Origin of the sequence: Amycolatopsis sp. NPDC051903 (assembly GCF_044452505.1) — a bacterium.
Classification (GTDB): domain Bacteria; phylum Actinomycetota; class Actinomycetes; order Mycobacteriales; family Pseudonocardiaceae; genus Amycolatopsis.
Genome location: NZ_JBITBT010000048.1, coordinates 56,756 through 73,623, shown reverse-complemented (window position 1 = coordinate 73,623; position 16,868 = coordinate 56,756). Strand labels below are relative to the sequence as shown.

Annotated in this window: 27 protein-coding genes; 7 read left to right on the top strand and 20 right to left on the bottom strand. The window is 71.8% G+C overall.

All coding sequences use genetic code 11. From position 1 onward, the window contains the following. From ACIA77_RS46865 to ACIA77_RS46840, 6 genes are all read left to right on the top strand, one after another. Window positions 1–382: hypothetical protein (locus ACIA77_RS46865; protein WP_395892678.1), on the top strand; the 382-nt coding region annotated here is incomplete at its 5' end. Beyond that, window positions 379–579: a hypothetical protein gene (locus tag ACIA77_RS46860; protein WP_395892677.1), complete on the top strand. Its 201-nt coding sequence runs from the start codon at window positions 379–381 to the stop codon at window positions 577–579. The genes ACIA77_RS46865 and ACIA77_RS46860, both read left to right, overlap by 4 nt. An 81-nt stretch (window positions 580–660) precedes the next feature. Continuing rightward, a complete protein-coding gene (locus ACIA77_RS46855; RefSeq protein WP_395892676.1) occupies window positions 661–2,646 on the top strand; it encodes a tyrosine-type recombinase/integrase in 1,986 nt (661 codons plus the stop codon). After that, on the top strand, window positions 2,643–3,197 hold the full coding sequence (locus ACIA77_RS46850; protein ID WP_395892675.1) for an AAA family ATPase: 555 nt from the start codon (window positions 2,643–2,645) through the stop codon (window positions 3,195–3,197). Before ACIA77_RS46855 ends, ACIA77_RS46850 begins: the two co-directional genes overlap by 4 nt. A gap of 73 nt (window positions 3,198–3,270) precedes the next feature. Beyond that, window positions 3,271–4,014, top strand: a complete 744-nt coding sequence (locus tag ACIA77_RS46845) for a hypothetical protein (RefSeq protein WP_395892674.1) — start codon at window positions 3,271–3,273, stop codon at window positions 4,012–4,014. 31 nt (window positions 4,015–4,045) lie between these two features. Further along, entirely contained in the window at window positions 4,046–4,897 is an 852-nt protein-coding gene (locus tag ACIA77_RS46840; RefSeq protein ID WP_395892673.1) for a hypothetical protein, read from the top strand. A gap of 74 nt (window positions 4,898–4,971) precedes the next feature. Here ACIA77_RS46840 and ACIA77_RS46835 read toward each other — a convergent pair whose 3' ends face one another. The 11 genes from ACIA77_RS46835 to ACIA77_RS46785 all read right to left on the bottom strand — a co-directional run bounded on the left by ACIA77_RS46835 (window position 4,972) and on the right by ACIA77_RS46785 (window position 10,244). After that, complete coding sequence (locus tag ACIA77_RS46835; RefSeq protein ID WP_395892672.1) at window positions 4,972–5,184, bottom strand: hypothetical protein; 213 nt, start codon at window positions 5,182–5,184, stop codon at window positions 4,972–4,974. Between the two features lie 76 nt (window positions 5,185–5,260). Next, window positions 5,261–5,428, bottom strand: coding sequence for a hypothetical protein (locus ACIA77_RS46830; RefSeq protein ID WP_395892671.1), 168 nt, complete (start codon window positions 5,426–5,428; stop codon window positions 5,261–5,263). Between the two features lie 15 nt (window positions 5,429–5,443). Further along, the gene (locus ACIA77_RS46825) at window positions 5,444–6,118 is read right to left on the bottom strand and encodes a hypothetical protein (RefSeq protein WP_395892670.1); all 675 of its coding nucleotides are present in this window, start codon (window positions 6,116–6,118) and stop codon (window positions 5,444–5,446) included. Between the two features lie 107 nt (window positions 6,119–6,225). Further along, window positions 6,226–6,417 carry a hypothetical protein gene (locus ACIA77_RS46820; RefSeq protein ID WP_395892669.1) on the bottom strand — a complete coding sequence of 64 codons (192 nt, stop codon included), beginning with the start codon at window positions 6,415–6,417 and terminating at the stop codon, window positions 6,226–6,228. Continuing rightward, window positions 6,414–6,818 (bottom strand): hypothetical protein, encoded by a 405-nt coding sequence (locus ACIA77_RS46815; RefSeq protein ID WP_395892668.1) that lies wholly within the window; start codon window positions 6,816–6,818, stop codon window positions 6,414–6,416. Before ACIA77_RS46815 ends, ACIA77_RS46820 begins: the two co-directional genes overlap by 4 nt. After that, window positions 6,815–7,123 carry a hypothetical protein gene (locus ACIA77_RS46810; RefSeq protein WP_395892667.1) on the bottom strand — a complete coding sequence of 103 codons (309 nt, stop codon included), beginning with the start codon at window positions 7,121–7,123 and terminating at the stop codon, window positions 6,815–6,817. Before ACIA77_RS46810 ends, ACIA77_RS46815 begins: the two co-directional genes overlap by 4 nt. Window positions 7,124–7,146: 23 nt before the next feature. Beyond that, the gene (locus ACIA77_RS46805; RefSeq protein ID WP_395892666.1) at window positions 7,147–7,338 is read right to left on the bottom strand and encodes a hypothetical protein; all 192 of its coding nucleotides are present in this window, start codon (window positions 7,336–7,338) and stop codon (window positions 7,147–7,149) included. Next, window positions 7,335–7,577 carry a hypothetical protein gene (locus ACIA77_RS46800; protein ID WP_395892665.1) on the bottom strand — a complete coding sequence of 81 codons (243 nt, stop codon included), beginning with the start codon at window positions 7,575–7,577 and terminating at the stop codon, window positions 7,335–7,337. Before ACIA77_RS46800 ends, ACIA77_RS46805 begins: the two co-directional genes overlap by 4 nt. Then, window positions 7,574–8,422 (bottom strand): metal-dependent hydrolase, encoded by an 849-nt coding sequence (locus ACIA77_RS46795; RefSeq protein WP_395892664.1) that lies wholly within the window; start codon window positions 8,420–8,422, stop codon window positions 7,574–7,576. The genes ACIA77_RS46800 and ACIA77_RS46795 overlap by 4 nt, the downstream gene beginning before the upstream one ends. A gap of 2 nt (window positions 8,423–8,424) precedes the next feature. Further along, window positions 8,425–9,309 carry a WhiB family transcriptional regulator gene (locus ACIA77_RS46790; protein ID WP_395892663.1) on the bottom strand — a complete coding sequence of 295 codons (885 nt, stop codon included), beginning with the start codon at window positions 9,307–9,309 and terminating at the stop codon, window positions 8,425–8,427. Then, complete coding sequence (locus ACIA77_RS46785; protein ID WP_395892662.1) at window positions 9,309–10,244, bottom strand: hypothetical protein; 936 nt, start codon at window positions 10,242–10,244, stop codon at window positions 9,309–9,311. Before ACIA77_RS46785 ends, ACIA77_RS46790 begins: the two co-directional genes overlap by 1 nt. Before the next feature lie 154 nt (window positions 10,245–10,398). On the opposite strand from ACIA77_RS46785, the gene ACIA77_RS46780 reads away from it, so the two are divergent. After that, window positions 10,399–10,710, top strand: a complete 312-nt coding sequence (locus tag ACIA77_RS46780; RefSeq protein WP_395892661.1) for a hypothetical protein — start codon at window positions 10,399–10,401, stop codon at window positions 10,708–10,710. Between the two features lie 5 nt (window positions 10,711–10,715). Here ACIA77_RS46780 and ACIA77_RS46775 read toward each other — a convergent pair whose 3' ends face one another. The 9 genes from ACIA77_RS46775 to ACIA77_RS46735 all read right to left on the bottom strand — a co-directional run bounded on the left by ACIA77_RS46775 (window position 10,716) and on the right by ACIA77_RS46735 (window position 16,822). Next, a complete protein-coding gene (locus ACIA77_RS46775) occupies window positions 10,716–10,973 on the bottom strand; it encodes a hypothetical protein (RefSeq protein ID WP_395892660.1) in 258 nt (85 codons plus the stop codon). A gap of 92 nt (window positions 10,974–11,065) precedes the next feature. Beyond that, complete coding sequence (locus ACIA77_RS46770; protein WP_395892659.1) at window positions 11,066–11,296, bottom strand: hypothetical protein; 231 nt, start codon at window positions 11,294–11,296, stop codon at window positions 11,066–11,068. A 91-nt stretch (window positions 11,297–11,387) separates the two neighbouring features. Further along, window positions 11,388–11,606 (bottom strand): hypothetical protein, encoded by a 219-nt coding sequence (locus tag ACIA77_RS46765; protein ID WP_395892658.1) that lies wholly within the window; start codon window positions 11,604–11,606, stop codon window positions 11,388–11,390. Window positions 11,607–11,703: 97 nt separating this feature from the next. Beyond that, window positions 11,704–11,859: a hypothetical protein gene (locus ACIA77_RS46760; protein ID WP_395892657.1), complete on the bottom strand. Its 156-nt coding sequence runs from the start codon at window positions 11,857–11,859 to the stop codon at window positions 11,704–11,706. Window positions 11,860–11,964: 105 nt separating this feature from the next. After that, window positions 11,965–14,181 (bottom strand): type IV secretory system conjugative DNA transfer family protein, encoded by a 2,217-nt coding sequence (locus ACIA77_RS46755; protein WP_395892656.1) that lies wholly within the window; start codon window positions 14,179–14,181, stop codon window positions 11,965–11,967. 98 nt (window positions 14,182–14,279) lie between these two features. Then, window positions 14,280–15,674 carry a hypothetical protein gene (locus ACIA77_RS46750; RefSeq protein WP_395892655.1) on the bottom strand — a complete coding sequence of 465 codons (1,395 nt, stop codon included), beginning with the start codon at window positions 15,672–15,674 and terminating at the stop codon, window positions 14,280–14,282. A gap of 22 nt (window positions 15,675–15,696) precedes the next feature. Then, entirely contained in the window at window positions 15,697–16,137 is a 441-nt protein-coding gene (locus ACIA77_RS46745) for a hypothetical protein (protein ID WP_395892654.1), read from the bottom strand. Then, complete coding sequence (locus ACIA77_RS46740) at window positions 16,134–16,376, bottom strand: hypothetical protein (protein WP_395892653.1); 243 nt, start codon at window positions 16,374–16,376, stop codon at window positions 16,134–16,136. Before ACIA77_RS46740 ends, ACIA77_RS46745 begins: the two co-directional genes overlap by 4 nt. Next, window positions 16,376–16,822, bottom strand: coding sequence for a hypothetical protein (locus tag ACIA77_RS46735; RefSeq protein ID WP_395892652.1), 447 nt, complete (start codon window positions 16,820–16,822; stop codon window positions 16,376–16,378). Before ACIA77_RS46735 ends, ACIA77_RS46740 begins: the two co-directional genes overlap by 1 nt. Between the last annotated feature and the right edge of the window lie 46 nt (window positions 16,823–16,868).

Sequence of the window (16,868 nt, the reverse complement as noted above, 5' to 3'; positions counted from 1 at the left end):
CCACCCGGACCTGGCGCGCGCCGCCGCGGCACGCGCCGCGGAGATCGCGGCGCTCGACACCGAGCTGGCCGAGCTGACTCGGCAGCTGGAAACCCTGCTGGCCCAGGCCCGCCAGGTCGACGTCGGGCTCGCCGCCGATGAGCATGCCCGCGCCGAGCGCGCACGCGCCGAAGATCTCGCGCATCGCCTGGCCGCCACCGACCCGATCACGGTGCAGGAAGCCGACCACCAGCACCAGGTGCTGCGCGACCAGTCCCTCGCCGACGGCGGCGCCGAGCACGACCTGTCCATCGTCAGCGCCCAGCTGGACGCCCTGACCACGCATCTGCGCACGACGCGCCGCACCGAGCCGAGCGCCCTGGCCGACGAGGCCCGGTCGTGAGCGCCCGCCGCCTGCGCCGGCGGCTCGCCCAGCTCCGGGAGGACTGGGCCGCCGCCGGCGAAGCCGCCGACCGCTGGGTGGAGAAGACCCATAGCGGCAGCGCCGGCTCGACACCCGAGGTCGAGCACGACGATGTGGTGATCGCAAACGACGCGACGATCGCCGGGAACGTCGCCAACCACATCGTCCAGTCCTAGCCGAATGCTCGACGAAGACCGCTGCGAAAACGGCCGTTTCTACCTCGGTCTGACCAAGCCTTGTTGGGAGAGAACTCATCCGTGACGTCGCCACACGATCTACAACAGGCCGGTGCTGGTGAGCCGGATGCCGTGGCGCACCTGCGCGCCGCGGCGGCGGCGTGCGACACAGAGGCGTCCGGCGCCCGGCTCGCCGGAGACCGTGCGGTGCTGGTGTGGGCGCGCGACCGGCTGGTCGAGGTCAGTGCAGTGCTGCGGGAGCTCGCGGCCGCGCTGTGCGGTGATCCCACCTTGGCCACCGAGCCGGTGCACAGCGGCCGGTTCCGGGTAGTCGACCTGGTGATCGAGATGGCCCGGCAGCTGCCGATATTCCTGCGGCAGGCGAGCGTGCCCGAAGACTCGGGCGGCCGCGGCAGCGAGGCCGGATTCCTGGCCGAGCGGCGTGCGGAAGCCGACGCGATGGCCGACCGGCTCGTGGAGCTGGCCACCGGCGCCGCCCGGCTGGTGCCACGCCGCGACTCGACGACCGTGGCCGGCGCGCGAGAGATCTCCCGTCGCCGGCTGACCACGCACTCGCCCACGCTGCAGGAGGCCGCCGCGCTCTTGCGCGACGCCGCCGAGGCGGCGCTCGCGGTGGAGCACCCGGACCCGGTCGCGGTGTCGCTGGCCGCGATGGCGGTCCAGCTGCGCGCCCACCACACCGAGCTCGAGGACTGGGCGACCCGCTACCCCGAACCCGCCAACCAGCTCCTCACCCCGCCCACCGCGCCCGGCACCGAGGACGCCACGGCCCCAGATCGCGACGATGACGACGACGTCGACTGCTACGCCACGGCGGGCACCGTCCTGTCCGGCGCCACCCCCGGCACCGCGCTCGCGACCACGGATGAGCAACCGCGCGGCGACGAGGACGCCGAGCCGGACTGGGCGCGAGAGGTCATCGACACCGCAGCCCGGTGGCTGCACACCGCCTACACCTCGGCCAACACCAAGAAGGCCCACGCCAACGCGCTCGGGATCCCGCGCGCGGACCAGCGCCTGTGGCGCGGGGAGCCGACCCACCGCAACGTGCTGGCCCTACCGGAAGCAACTGCATTCTTCCCGTGGTGCGCCGCAGCCGGGCTCAACCCGCTCACCGACATGACCCGCGACGCGCTGCGCACGTGGCTGACCGTGCAGGACGCGGCCGGGGTCTCGGCGAACACCCGCAAGGCCCGCCTGGGCGCGGTCGCCGCGTGGTACCGGGAAATGCGCGCCCGCGGCGCCACCACCTTCGAGGTCGCCGCGGCACTGCCCGCGACCGAGCGGCGCAACCTCGGCGTGCTCAAGCCCGAACCCGAGCACCCGACAGTGCCGCTGACCCTGGGCCAGGCCCGCGCGCTGCGCTACGCCGCCGAGACCTACCCGGTTCCGGACGTGCGCCTGCGCTACCGGGTGATCGTCGCGATCCTCACCACCACCGGGATCCGGGCCGAAGAGCTGTGCGCGCTCAACCGGCGCGATCTGCACCGCGCCGGTCCCAACGGGAAACCCGCGCTGTGGATCAACGGCAAGGGCCGCAAACGCCGCTGGGTCCTCGTCGTCGACTGGGCCCTGGCCATGATCGACGAATACCTCGCCGACCGCGACGCCGCCGAGGCCACCAGCGAGATCGCCGTGCGCGGGCAGGTGTCAGCGAAAACGGCCGACCGGCCGCTGCTGACCAGCCGCGCCGGGAACCGGCTCGAGCCCCAGCAGATCACCGACACGCTGCAATACCTGTGCCGCAGCCTCCTGCGCCGCGGCGCGAGCTCCAGCACCATCCGGGTCCACGCCGCCGCCGTGCGGGCGATCGCCGACACCATCCACCCCCACGCGGCCCGCCACCTCTACGCGATCGCCGCCGAAGCCCACGGCATCCCACTCCGGCAGATCTCTCTCGACCTCGGCCACGCCACCCTCGCCACCACCGAGGCTTACCTCGAACAAGCCCACCAGCTCGCCGACAGCGCCGCCCCCACCCTCGCCGACCTCATCACCGCCGGCGAGAACCCATCTCCGCCAGCAGACCAAGGATCCGCCTCATGAGCAGCCTGACCGGGTACGAGAACACCACGCTCTTGGTGCTGCGTGGCCCTTCGGGCTCGGGCAAGACGACGGTGGCCGAGGCTCTGCGTTCCGCCTACGGGCGGGGCCTGGCCCTGGTGCAGCAGGACCTTCTGCGCCGGCACGTGCTGCGCGAGCTCGACCGTCCCGGCGGGGCGAACATCGGGCTCATCGACCTCGTCGCCCGCCACGCTCTCGACCACGGGTTCCACGTCGTCCTCGAAGGAATCCTCCATGCCGACCGCTACGGCGCCCTGTTGCGCCGCCTGGTCGCCGACCACCGCGGCCGCACCCACGTTATCTACTTCGACGTGCCGTTCGAGGACACCGTGGCCCGCCACGCCAGCCGCCCCCAGGCCCGGGACTTCACCCCCGAGGACATGCGCAGCTGGTACGTCGCGAATGACCAGCTCGGCGTGCCCGGGGAAACCACTCTTCCCGGAAGCTTCAGCCTCGCCGACACCGTGCAGCACCTGCTGGCTCACGTGCCGGCGGGATCGCCGGCCTCACCAGCGGTCACCGAGCTGCCCTGATGCCCGCGAAGGTCGGCTCCTGGCCACGTGTCGGGCTACCGTGCGACGAGGTGATCATGAGGAGGGTGCGGGCGTGAGCCGGGTGCGGGTTGGGTGCGGGGCGACAGTCCTGCTCACCTTGCGGGAGTGGGAGCGTCTGGCGGCGCTGCCGGAGCCGGGCAACGAGGTGGAGCCGCTGCACTGGTGCGAGCTCGAGCCCAGGCACGGCGGTCTGCACTTCGCGTTCGGGCAGCAGAGCGGTGAGGACGCGTGGTGGGTGGTCTTCGACCTTGGCGCCCCGGCACGGCGGGAGCTGCAGATCCTCGTGGGCTGTTCCGCGGCCGCTGAAGAAGCGGACGAGCTCGGCGACCGCGGCGTGTGCACGCTGGCGGCCGACCACGCCGGCGGGCACAGCTTCGAGATCGCCCTCGACACCGGAGCCGGTCGGTCCGTGCCGGTGCTGCTGCCCGCGCTGCCCGACCCAGCGGCGCTCACCGCGGTGCAGCAGCACAACCACGCTGTGCTCGCCGCGGCCGGGCTGACCGCCGCGACGTATCTGCAGATGGAGTCTTTGCAGCATCAGGAATCCCGATTCGGCGTGATCTCAACCCGCCACCTCGGCCTGCAGACCAACGTCGCGGTGCCGCGCCTGGCGTGCCTGGCCGCGGACACATCAGGGCTGGCGGCCGCCGTCGCGCAGGGCTACCTCGCCGTGCCGGGCCCGCGGACCCGGCCGCCCGTGGTCGCCGATGCGCAGCTGGCCGACAGCGCCGTCGTGCACCTGACCGACACCGGGCGTGCTCTGCTCGCGCGCCTGCAGCCACAGCTGCAGGACTGAACCTGCCGCCACCAGCGAGGAGAGCCGTCTCGTGAACGTCCGCATGAGCCTCAAGGCCCAGTTCAGCTCGACCTCGGCCGCGCAGGAGGCGCGCCGGATCGCCGATGCCTTCACCAGCCGCCGGCGTACGTCGGCGTGGGAGATCGCCTCCCTCGCGGGCGAGGAGGAGAACCTGGCGCGAGTCTGCAGGGTCGCGCCGGACCGGATCCTGCACGTCGTCGGGGACACCATGTTGGCCGAGCAGCTGCGCGAGCTCTACCGCAGCGGCACGGTGGAAGGCTGGTCGCTGCAGCCCACCGTCGCGTCGCGCACACTGCTGGAAGACGTGCGCCAGCGCCTGGCCGTGGGCGGCGCGGGCCGGAACCTGTGGTGCGAGAAGCTGTTGCGCTTGGGATTCGTCCATGCTGAAGAGGTCACTGCCTGCCCCGACGAGGCCCTGCTCGACCTCGTCGGCCTCGGCCAGCGCGCGCTGGCCGACCTGCGTGCCGCGCTGCCCTATGCCCCGCCGAACCCCGCCGCCGAAGGCCTTCATCGGACGCCGATCGTCACCGGCAACGCCGCGTTCGACGGCGCCGACACCCGCGGCTGGCTGATCGGGCACTTCGCGCCACTGCACAGCGGCCGCCACGCCGACGAGGTCGAGATCAAGTGGGCCCACCACCCCGCAGGCGCGGCTCGCGACGCGTGGAGCCCACCGGCCGATGTCCGCACGCTCACCGTCCTGGTCGCCGGCGGGCCCTTTCGCGTCGACGTCGCCGAGGACGTCGTCGAGCTGCGGCAACTCGGCGACTACGTCCTCTTCGGCCCGGGGCTCCCTCATCGCTGGGAAGCACTGGACGCGGCCACCATGCTCACCGTGCGCTGGCCCGCCGTTCCCGGCTGATCCACCGAGAAATGGCAAAGGCCGGTGGTCCACACCATCATGGTGTGGACCACCGGCCCTTGTCTCGGCGGCGGTTATTGCAACGCGCGGGTCACGTCGTCGGGGGTGGCTTCCAGCACTGTGCGGTAGGCCGTGACGACCTTCGGGTCCACGTCCGACCAGGAGTCCAGCTCCCGGGACGTGAGGGCGCCGCGCACTTCCCATGCGACTTCGCCCGGGTCGGCGGTCTGTCCCGCGGGGACGACGTACTCGTCGGTGATCGTCTGGATGGCGGCCTTGAGGTCCATGATCGGGTGTTCTCCTCGTGGTGTCTTACGTGGCCAGGGGCTCGCCGGTCGCGGCGAGCCCCTGAACGGAGCGGTGTCAGGCCTCGGGGTCGGCGAGCTCGTAGCGGCCGGTCTCCGGGTTGCAAGTGCTGCCGCGGGGCTCGTCCCACGTGTAGCCGGTGGCATCGACGTGGCGGACACCGTCGCAGCCACCTGCGACGCAGAAGCCGTTCCAGCAGTCGGACAACGGTGCTGCTCCCTTCATGTAGTGGGATTCGGGTCAGCGGATCGGCGTCACCAGCGCGACATCGGCAGGCTGGTCGCTGCTTGGCAGCGGTGCGCGCTCGCGGTCGCGGGCGGGCAGCACGTTGGTGATGTGCGTGCCTGTCCGGCGGCCGCCGCGGTGCAGCACGAGGATCGAGGCCAGGCCCCAGGTCAGGACGATCAGCCCAGCGGCGATCGGTCGGTGCGGCTCGGCGGCGCCGAACCAGGCCATCGCCGCGGTGCCGGCGCCGTAGAGCGGCCAGGCGATCCGGGCGCCGCGGGCCCCGAGCAGGCCGGCGACGAACAACACGGCCCCGCCGGCCGCCCACACCGTGAGCAGCGTGGCCGCCGACACCGGCAGCCCGGCGGCGTGCTGGGTCATCCAGGAGCTGATCGGGTCGGTCGCCACGTGCACGATCGGTAGATCCGACAGCAGCCTCCCGAGGTCGGTACCGGCCTGCCCGCCGAACACCCACCCGATCATGTGGGCGACCTGGATGACCAGCCACACGGCGAACACCGCCGTGCTTGCGCCCACGACAGCGGCGGCGAGGGCGATGAGCACGGCCTGCACGCCGTTGAGCGGGCGGCCGGTGTGGTCCTCCATCCACTCGACGAACATGCCGAACATCTCGCGGAACCAGTCTGCGACGGCGTTGCGCTGCGGCTGATTGTTGTTGTTGTTCTCCAACGGTTTTCCCTTTTCTGTGGTCACTTCAAGCTGGCGGTTGTGCGGTTCCGCGCTCGTGCGCGGCCGCGGCGTAGAGGGCGATCAGTTGCCTCGACGGTCCGGTCGTCTCAGCTGTCCTCGAGGCGTATGCCGAAGCACTTGTCGCAGAACCAATCCATGGCCACCTCCTCGTGCACCGCGAGCAGGAACGGGTCGGCCACGAACCGCACGTCCGCGGTCGTCTTGTCGCATGTGCCGCACGGCTGGGGTGCGCTCAGCGGCCCTGCGAGCTCGCTGTCGAGTTCGTCCACGGTGCTCACGCCTCCCCAGCGGCCGCGGTGTAGAGGTCGATCAGCGCCTCGAGGGCCCGGTCGTCGCGGATTCCCTCGAGGAGCACCAGCGGGTCCGGCAGGTTGCGCTTCTGCCAGACCGCGGTCGCGCGCAGCTGCTCGATCTCGGCCGCGACCCCGGCCAGCCGCGCCTCGCTCCAGCAGTGCGTTGCCTGCACCTGCTTGTCACGGGCACGGCCGGGGCGCAGCTCCCAGGCCACCGCCTGACGCTGCTGGTTGATCACCGCGCGCAGGAGGATGCGGTAGCGCGCGGCCGGGTAGGTGCACGCGTGCAGTTCAGCGCGCAGCTTTTCCTGCTCGATGTCGAGAGCGTGTTGCATGTCGATGGCGTTCTCGCGGGTGATCTCCAGGCTGGTGTCGATGCTGGTCACGGGCGGTTTCCTCGATTCCATTCGGTGCCGCGAGCGCGGTACTCGGGGCGGGTGGTGGGCGGCGCCGGCGGGGTGCCGGCGGGGCCGTCGTGGTCGGTGTTGAGCACGTAGCGGGCGGGTTCGAGCAGGTCGTCGCCGTGGCGGCTGACCTGCCAGCGGCCGCGCGGGTCGGCGCTGGTGGGCGCGTAGCGCGGGCCGGGGTCGAGCTCGGCGCGGCGCTGGGCGCGGCGGGTGTGCATCTGCAGCGCGCACACCACCACCGCGACCAGCACGACCAGCGCGCCGATGATCCAGAGGACGAGCATTGCTCCCCGTTTTCCTTGCGTGGTCAGGGTTTGCGGGCGAGCAGGCGCCGCTTCTTGCCGCTGCCGCCGCAGCGGAAGCAGTTGCGCCACGCCTTGCCGGACGGGCTTTCGTGCTTGCCGCCCTGGCAGCGCCCGCATGCCTTGTAGGGCCAGATCTGGCAGGCCAGGTAGTAGCCGACGAGCCACAGCAGAAACAGCACGACGAGGGTGGTCACGAGTGCTGGCTCCCTTCTCCGTACTGGTAGCGGTGTGCGCGCTGCAGCACGGCGGTGGCGAACTCGTCCAGCTCGACCACCGCCAGTTCGACGCTGCGTTTCCCGGAGGCGCGCAGGGTGTAGGACCGTTCGCGGGCGGCCTTGCCGATGACGGTCAGCTCGTAGGCCAGGTACTCGCGTTCGCGCGCGTCCAGCCCGTCGGTCGACGGGTTGGACAGGTGGGTGAGGTGGTGGGTCATCGCAGCCCACCTCCGGCGGCCAGGTGCGTGGGCGGGGTGAACAGCTCGATCACCTGCGGTGCCAGGCCGGGAATGGCGGCCAGGCAGCCGAGGGCCACGAGCGGGAACACCACCAGCCGCTCGAATCGCTTGCCGGTGTGGAACCGCAGCCACGCCGGTGGGCGCAGCTCGTACCAGATTTCGCCGCGGATCGGCAGGAACGGCCACAGCAGCGGGCATCCGGATTCGGTGAGCGCGTCGCCGAGGCAGTGCACGGCGCAGCCGAGCGCGACCGCGAGCCCCAGCCATCCCGAGGAGGCGTCGAGCGCGGCGAGCAGTGCCTGTCCGCTGGGCAGGTCGCCGCCGCGGGCGGTGGCCGGCAGCCACACCGCGGCGCCGGCACCGTAGGCGACCAGCGCGACCGGGCCAAGCCGATCCACCGCCAGCGCCAACCCGAACACCAGCCACCCGAGCACGGCCCACGGCCCCCAGGCCGCGGTCGTGCCCGCGCAGATGCCGCCCAGGGCCACGGCGAACACCAGCGTGTGGGTCAGGTGCCGGTGCTCGCCGCCCGGCTCGTCGAGGGGCCCTTTGGTGCGGGCGTAGAGCCACCGGGAGGCCGCGCGCAGCCCGCGGGAGAGCACCCGGGTGAGCGGCCCGAGCAGCCGCGTCGCTGAGGACGAGCGGTGATCGAGGTCGGGCACGAGGGCGTAGCCGGCGGTCACCGCGGCGAACGGGCCGAGCGCGGCGCACGCGGCCAGCGTGCCCGTGAACCCCGGCTCGGACCCGACGGCGGGGCTCAGCCCGATCAGCCGGCCGACGAGCAGCCCGGCCAGCGCCCCGGTCAGGGCGTGTGTGCGGCCCATCATCAGCTGCTCACCCCCCGTCCCCCGGCGCGGACGCCCGGGACCGGCGTGTACTCGTCGAGCACCGCGTCGAGCTCGGGTGAGCCCTCCATCGGCCGGCCGTTGAGCCGGCGGCGCAGCTCGCCGTGCACCTCGCGGCGCTTGCGCTCGCTCACCGCACCCCACACGCCGTAGCTCTCCGGGGAGGTCAGGGCGTGGCGCAGGCAGTGCCGGCGCACCGGGCAGTGCCCGCACACCCGCACCGCCTGCTCGGTGGCCTGCTGCGTCCCGGCCCACCACAGCTCGGGGTCATACAGCCCGGACCGGCATAGCGACCCGAACCAGGGATCGGCCGGGTTGGTCTCCACGATTCGTGGCCGGGTGCCGGCGACGTCCGGGGTCGAGTCGGGATCATCGATGTCGGCGGTATCCCACTCGTCGGGCCGGAACCAGCCGAACCGTCGGGCCCGCTCGCGCAGGTGCTTCGACGGGCCGGGCACGTCGCGCAGCTCCCCGTAGAGCGCGGCGACCTTCGCCGCAGTGGACTGGAACACCCGGCTGCGGCGCTGGCTTTTCGCGTTGTGCATGAACGGGATCACGCACGCCTGCCCGGCGAAAACCCGCTGGGGACTGGTGTAGCCGAGCCGCTGTGCAAGGTCGTCTTCGCGGTGCCCGATCGCGTAGAGCGCCTGGATCCGGCGCCGGGTGCCGGTGGCGTCGATCCGGTGATCAGTGTCGGGGCACAGGTGGGCCTTGCCGGCGTACTGGAACCGGTTGTAGCGCCGGTACGCGGCGGTGGCGTCCGGGCAGGTGCAGCCGTGGTGGCGGCGGGCGGCCGTGGTGCCGTGCCGCTGCGCCGGGCAGCTACTGCGGTCGATCGGCGCCTGGTTCGGCGCGGCGTCGGCCATCACGCGCCTCCGCGGTGGGCCAGCTCGCCGAACGCGGCGCGGGTCGGGGCATCCAGCTCGGTGTCGGGGTGGATCTTCAGCCACCGTTCGCGGCCGCGCTCGATCATCGCGCTGCCTGCGGCGAGCCGGAACGAAGCGAACGCCACCGGGTTTTCGTGCGCGACGATCAGGTGCCCTGCGCCGGTCGGTGCGTCGCGGAGGGACTTCCGCAGCTGCGCGGCGAGCTCCACCTCCGTGTCGCGGGATCCCGGCCTGCCGAACTCCGGATTCGCGGAAACGGCCGTTTTAACGAGTATGTCCTGGGTGATCATGCAGCCGGTGCGCAGTGCGATGACCTGCTCGGTCAACCGCGCGCGCAGTGCCGCGCTGCCGCCGAACGAGGTGAGCCGCATGTCGTGCAGGGCGGCAAGGACGCCGATGCCGAGCTTGCCGGCGTGGTGCATCACCTTGGCCCAGCGCTCGCCGTGACCGGCGAACACCTCGTGGGCGTCCTTGATGATCACCAGCAGCGGCGGGATCCCGGCAGCGGGAAAACTGGCTGCCCGCAGCTCCGTGAGCACCTGGGCACGGGCGAGCACCGCGCGCTCGAGCGCGGCGATCGCGGTCGCGGCGACGTCGCAGCCGCTGCTGCGGGCGATCGCCACGGTGGACTGGCGAGCCAGTGCCGCGTTGAGCGGGGCGGAGTGGCCGTTGACGTAGGCGGTGACGAGCGGCATCGCCGCGCGGGCGATCACGGCCGCCACGGTCAGCGCGTTGCTGACCCCGGTGCCGGCGTCGCCGACAATCACGCCGTGGCGCAGCTGGCGCGGCGCGGCCAGCGGGTAGAAGGCGTGGCCGCCGCCGGTCAAGGCCGGCCCGAGCGCCAGGCGGCCGTTGTCGTGCAGTGGCGCGCGCAGCAGGGGCGCCGGCGCGGTGGGCAGGGTGATGGAGGGCATGGGGGTCTCCCCGGTTTGTGGGTTGGAAGGGGTGGTTCGGACCAGGGCACGGGGTGCTTTCTCAGGGCGTCATCCGTGCTCGGTCGGTGTTTACGCAGCTCAGTGCGGCAATTCGATGGTGAGCAAGGGTGGGCGGGCCGGGTACTCTGTGCTCGTGAGCGACACGGAGACCTTTTCCCACGCGGCGCGCCTCGGTGGCCTGCGCCCGGAAGTGATCAACCGGTTCGTCGCCACCCAGGCCGTGGTCAACATCGTCGGCCCGCCCAACAACAAGAAGGCGCTCGACTCGCTGGTCGGCGACTTCACGCGCTGGCTGCGCAAGAGCAGCGACCCGGCCGATGTCGAGCTGCGGCGCCGGGTGCTGCTGATGGTCACCGAAGGCCGCGCCGGCCAGGGCTGGGCCGACAACGAGGCCGCGTCGCGGATCCTGAACGTGGCCGAGGACGTGTACAACAGCATCGCCTGAAGGCCTCAGCCGCACGGGTTTTTGTTGTCGAAGAACAACCTCGAGAGCGTCGGGTCGTTCGTGTACTGCGGCTCGTCGAGGTATCCCCAGGTGCTGCCGTCGGGGCAGGTGCCGCAGACCCATCCCGAGTCGCACGAGTCGGATCCGCCCTCGTCGTGAGTCGTGCTCGAGTGCCGGGTCGAGGTAGCGGCGGGGTCGCAGGCCGTTGTCGCGGCCGCAACGAGCACCGCGGCGGCGAGCACGGCCGGTCGAAGGTGAGACATCGGTGGTTCCTTCCTGTCAGATGAGGGTTGGGCGGCCGGGCGGCGCGGGGAGCTTTCTCAGGGCGTCTTCCGCACCGCCCGGGGTGGTTCGGCTAGAGCCACATCAACTCGTGCACGGCCGAGGGGTCGGTGTTGGCCAGCTGGGCCAGCCCGGCGGTGGTCATGCCTTTCTTCTGCGCGCCCTCCCACACCAGCTGAGGCGAGGCGGCGCCGACCAAGCGCTGCAGCGAGGTTTCGCAGAACTGCGCCATCACTCCTGCGTCGGTGGCGTTGGCCGCGCCGGTCTTGTTGGCCGCGGCAAGGGCGTCGCTGTAGTTCGACATGCGGTGCTTCTCCGTCTTCTGTGTCGGGTTGGTGGAATCACCGGCCGGGCGGGGGTTGCTTCTCAGGCGTCTTCCCCGCCAGCCGGGTCGGTCAAGCCGCTGCGTCCCGGAAGTGCTCGGCGATCAGCAGGGCGGTCTCGGCGTGTGTTTTCGGCGTTCCGGTCGTGAAGTCCTGGCCACGCCCCAGCTCGGTCGAGGCAGAGTCGGTGACGACGTATCCCCAGGAGCCGGTGTAGGTGCGGCCGAGGGTGCCCCCGCCCACCTTCTCGACGTGGACGGTCAGGCCGTCGTGCGTGCTGGTGTACTCCATCGGGAGCTCCTTCATCGTGGGTTGGATGGTCAGTCGGCCGGGTGGTGCGGGGTGCTTCTCAGGGCGTCTCCCGCACCGCCGGTCCGTGCAGTCGGTGCTATTCCCAGCCCTCCGGCACGCCGGTCGCTTGGCCTTGCGCGTCCTGCGGCGGCGCCGGCGGCTGCGGGTCCATCAGCTGGGGGTCCTGGCCTGGCTCGTAGGTCCACCAAGCGCCGTAAGCCCACTGCCCGGGGTGAAGTTTCGTGTTTGCCATGGTGCGGGTGTCTCCAATCCACTGTGGATGATCAGGGCGTGCGCCCCGGATGCTCACCGGCGGCCTGCCTGCGGCTCGACGGTGAGCACCCGGCACGTGCTCTGCTCAGGCCGCGGCGGTGGCGGCCTCGTAGCGCACCGCCGGACCGTTGCCGGTCTTGGTGACCAGGTCCTTTCCGGCGAGCGCTCCGAGCAGCGCGCCGACCCGCTGGCGGCTCAGCCCGACGTGCTCGGCGATCGCTCCCGGCTGGGTGTGGCCGGCCAGGATCGCGTCGAGCACACGCTGCTCGGACTCCGGCAGCGCCGAACCGGGCTGCTGCTCCCCCACAGCCGGTGCCTGCACAGCCTCGGCCGGGCCGGTCGGGGTGTTCGCGCCATCGGTGCCGCGCGGCTTGGACACGGTCGGCAGCACCATCCGCGTCGGCCGCAGCGCGGTGTCGTCCTGCTCGCTGCGGTAGCCGGTGGCCGGCGCCGTCGCGGGCGCGGTAGCCACGGCAGCCGCGGCGAACGCGCCCTTGCGACGCACCTGATCGCCGGCGTAGTGGGTGCCGTGGTCCAGGCGAATCTTCGGCGCCTGCTCGTACCAGTCCTCGACCAGCCGCAGCTCGGCCGGCAGAGCCTTGCCCTTCGCCTCGCCCTTGGCCGCGTCCTCGCGGGTGGGCACCCAACGGTTCTTGAACGGAGCGTGCCGGGCGGCCTCGCCGAGGGTGTGGCCATAGCCCGGGATGGCGGGCAGGTCGTGCAGATTGAACTGGCCGTGGGCGAGGATCTGGCCCTGGCTGCGCTCGTCGGTGCGCAGCCCGACCGCGTTACCGGCGCGCAGGCTGCCGCGCAGCACCGACTTCTTGAACGTCTCGAGCGAGCCGTCCTGATCGGCCATGATCACCGCGATGCCGACCTTGCGGGCCTCACGAGCGAGCTTGGCCCACTTCTCGGCGTTCTCCTTGGTGACCACCACGTGCGCCTCGTCGACGATGACGAGGATGCCGGGGTAGTCCGAGGCCGGGTTGAACCCGTGGCCACCGCTGCGGCGGTTGCGCTGCCGGTACTGCTGCATCGCGATCAGCCGGCGCAGCGCGTAGTCGGCGTCGTCGGCGCCGTAGCGCTCCTGGGCGTGCTCCCACAGCTGCGGGCAAGACATGCCGTCCTGGCCATCGACGTGAATCACGTAGGTGCAGCCGGTGTAGAGCGCGGTCAGGGCGATGACGTCGATGAGGCGGGACTTGCCCGAGCCGGTGCCGCCGACGATCAGCCCGCCCCAGATGCTGTTGTCGGTGTAGAGGCGCCACACCGCGTCTCCGAGCCCGTCGATGTAGGGGCCCAGCACGATCTTGCCGTCGTCGAACTGCGGGCCGTGGAAGTACACGTCGCCGGCCACCGGCGAGTTGGTGACCACCCGGAACCGGACCAGATCCGGGTTCTCGCCGTACGGGTCGACCGTCAGCTTGGTCTCGGGGTGCCCGAGCCCGCTGGCGATCTTGGACATGTTGGCGCGCACCGAGTCCAGGTCCTGCTTGCCGGGCAGCAGCCGCAGGATGTATTCGATGCCATGCTCGAACGGCTCTCCGCTGACCAGCTGTGAACCGGCCAGGATGCAGCCGGGGGCGCCGAGGTACTGGGCCCAGCGGCGCGGGAAGTGCGCCAGCAGCGAGGCGTCCACCTCGACAGGCGCCGCCTCGGGCTCAGTGGCGGGCACGGGCTCGACGGCCTCGGGGTGGCGGTTGGCCGCCCACCAGCGCGCGCCGAAGGCGTAGTCACCAGCGAGCGCCAGCGCCAGGCTCCCCCAGCCGAACCCGGAGACCACGGCGCTGACCATCCACAGCGACGTCGCCGCGGCGAGCAGCCCCGACCACAGCGTCCACTCCGAGAGCAGGTGCTCGCGCCGGCGCAGCCACACGTGCGTCGCCACGCCCGCGGCCCCGCACGCCACCCCGGTCAACATCGCCGCGACCCCGACCGCGTGGGCCTGGGCGGCCAGGGAGTGCACCACCTGCGCCAGGCCGAGCAAGCCGGCGGTGATGTAGTGCGGCATCAACTGCTTGCGGTTGCGCCGCTCGATGTCCGACAGCAGCTTGCGCTCGACGCGCTGCTCGGCGCGGCGCTGGGCCCGGTTACGGGGCTTCGGCGGCGCGCTCTCCTCCCTCGCGTCGCCGCGGGTGGTCTGGTCGATGCTGGCGTCGTCGGGCAGTGCCGCCATCGCTCGCATCGTGGCCTCGGCGAAGCTGGCCGCGGTGCGCTCGATGTGCTGTTCCAGCTCCGGCGTCACAGTGGCCGGGCGGCCGCTCTGCCCGTGAGGGGCAGGTCGCGATGCGGTTTTCGGCATGGCGTGGGTTCCTTCCTGATCTGGCCGGTGTCGGCCACGGCTCCCGCACACCCCGGCGAGGGGCAAGGGTGTGCGGGACCGAAACGACACCGTGCCGGTTACTCGGCGGTGACGAATTCCTTGCTGCCGGCGTCCGGGGTTGCGTTGTAGGCCTCCTGGACCCCGCGGTGGCTCTCGAGAGTGGTGGCGAGGCTGTTCCAGTTCGTGGCGGCAGCCTCGACCGCGGCCAGGGCCGCCTCGAGCTCGGACATGGCGGTGGTCATCTGCTCCTGAGCCGAGGAGACGTCGGTCAGGGGCTGGCCGGTGACGCCGCCGTTCGCGAGCTCGGCGTGGGCCTGCTCGCACGAGGCGGCGACGGCGTCGGAGCCACCATCGGGCAGCACGGCGCTGATCTGGTCGTGGGCGTGGGTGCACTGCGCCGCCCAGCTCTGGGCGTAGGCGATAGCGGACTCCAGGCCGGTGATCTCGGGGTTCGTCACGGGAAGCTCCATCTTCTTGGTGGTGGTGGTGTTGGTGCGCTTGAACGGGATGACGTTGTTCGGCAAGGGCGTCTGGCTGTCCTCCTCGACGTCGGGGACCGGGTCGATCTGCTCCCCCGCGGTGTCCTCCTCGGACTCCCCTGCGGTGTCCTGTTCGGACTCGCCCGCGGCGGCGGATTCGGTGTCCTGCTCGGGCGTCGCGGGCTGCCTGGTCGCCGCATCGGCCAGGCCATAACCGCCGCCCGGCAGTGGCCTGATCACGTGATCGGGGACCGACGTGCGCCGCGGCGGGGTGATCCCGCGCTCGGTGAGTTTGCGCACGGCTTCCCGGTCCCAGTCGCTGATCGGGACGTGCTCGCCGTTGACCAGGCCACCGGGTGCGAACCCGGCGGCCCAGGCCGCGGCGACCATGTCGGCGCGGACGTCGGCGGGGAGCCCGAAGTACTGCGGGTTGCTCAGCGTGTAGTGCTCGCCGGTCTGGGTGGCCCGCATCCAGCCGTCGACGTAGCCGCGCTGCTCCGGGGTGAGGGTGGAGTAGCCGGCGGGTGCGGGGACGGGGTGAGGAGTCGGTCCCTGCCCGGGCTGGGGCACCTGCGCGTAGAACCCGAGCGGTGTGGCCGGGTTCGGCTGACCGGCGGTGTCGGCGGCCGGGGCGGGCTCCCCCGTTGTCGGCACCTCGGCGTCGAACCCAGCACCGCCGCGCTTGGCGTCCTTGCGGGCCCAGCGTTCCCGCTGGCGCTCTTGCTTCGCGGTGGCCTTGCGGGCCTGCTTTTCCTTCTTGTGCTCGGCCATCAGCTGCCGCTTGTGGTGGGCCGAGTCCCACGCGTCGTCGATCAGCCCGCTGACGTAGCGGCCGAACGAGCCCTGCGGCGCCTGGCCGCCGTTGCGTTCCCGTGCGGCGAGCTTGGCTTCCCGGATCTTCTGGCGTGGCGGGGGTTCTTTCCGCACTGCGGCGGTGATGTCTTCGCTGACGCGCATGACCACATACGCGATCAGCAGGCAGAACAGGAACATCGGACTCTGGCCTCCTGTCGGCTCAGAAGAAGGGGTGGAAGGCGGCTTGGATCACGACGAGCACCAGGGCCGCGGCCGCCACGACGCGCGAGTCGCGGTCGAAAATCCAGTCCAGGTACAAAAACAGCGCCTTGAACGGCAGCCGGATCGCGGCGGTGACCCGCGAAACGTTCCGCACGGCGTCGTCGGCGGGCAGGTGCTCGCCGTAGCGGGCCCACAGCCACGCGCTCTTCAGCGGCGGCCGCGGCTTCTCCCACACGTCCGGCGGGGTCCAGTGCCGGCGGGCCTTGTCGGCCCACAGGTGGCTGTGCTCGGCCAGCGACACCGGCGCCGACTCGGCGCCGAGCACCGGCTTGGCGTCCGGGGCCTCGGCCGCCGGGGTGTTCGGCTGGACGTCCGCGGGCACCGCGGGAATCTCGGTGGTGATCTCGGTGGCCGTTTCCGGCGCAACGCTGCTGGTCATCGGCCTTTCCTCTCGTAGCGGGTCAACAGCTCCTCGGCCGGCTGGACCAAGTCGGCCACGGCGGCGGCGATGATGGGGCCGCGCTGCTCAGGGGTGGTGCACCTGTTCAGCGCCAGGCGCAGAAGGTCCGCGGCAGCGGCGATCTGGTCGGTGTCGTTCTTGACCAGCCCCAACCGCTCCCAGTACGTGCGGCGCCAGCGCGCCACCCGGCCGGCGCGCCCGTCGCGGTGGCCGGCCATCAGCCCTGCACCAGGTAGCTCAGGCCCTGCGAGCCGAAGCCTTCGACCGCGTCGCTGAAGGTGCCGCCGTGCGCGGCGACCGGGCCGGAGGCGATGGTGAACAGCAGCGGCAGCATGATCAGACCGGTCATCTCCCACCTGTCGGCCTTCTTGTCGTGCACGAAGCCGTAGATCACCGCGGGCAGGGCGATCAGCACCAGGACCGCCGCGAACAGCGCCCCCGAACCGCCCCAGATCCGGGCAATCGCGCTGAGCAGGTCACCCAGCAGCGAGGCGAGAAAGCCACCGAGGCCGGTCGCGGCCAGCGAGCACGAGAACAGCGCGGTGATGGCGCCGACGGTGAACCACTTGTTCCACTTCTTCCACTTCTTGTGCAGCAGGAACAGAACCGCTCCGGTGAAGATCGCCAGCAGCCAAGACATGTCGATCACGTCCTTCCAGATCATGGGTTGGGTTGGGGTTGTGCACTGCGGGAAGCCGGCGGCCGGGCCA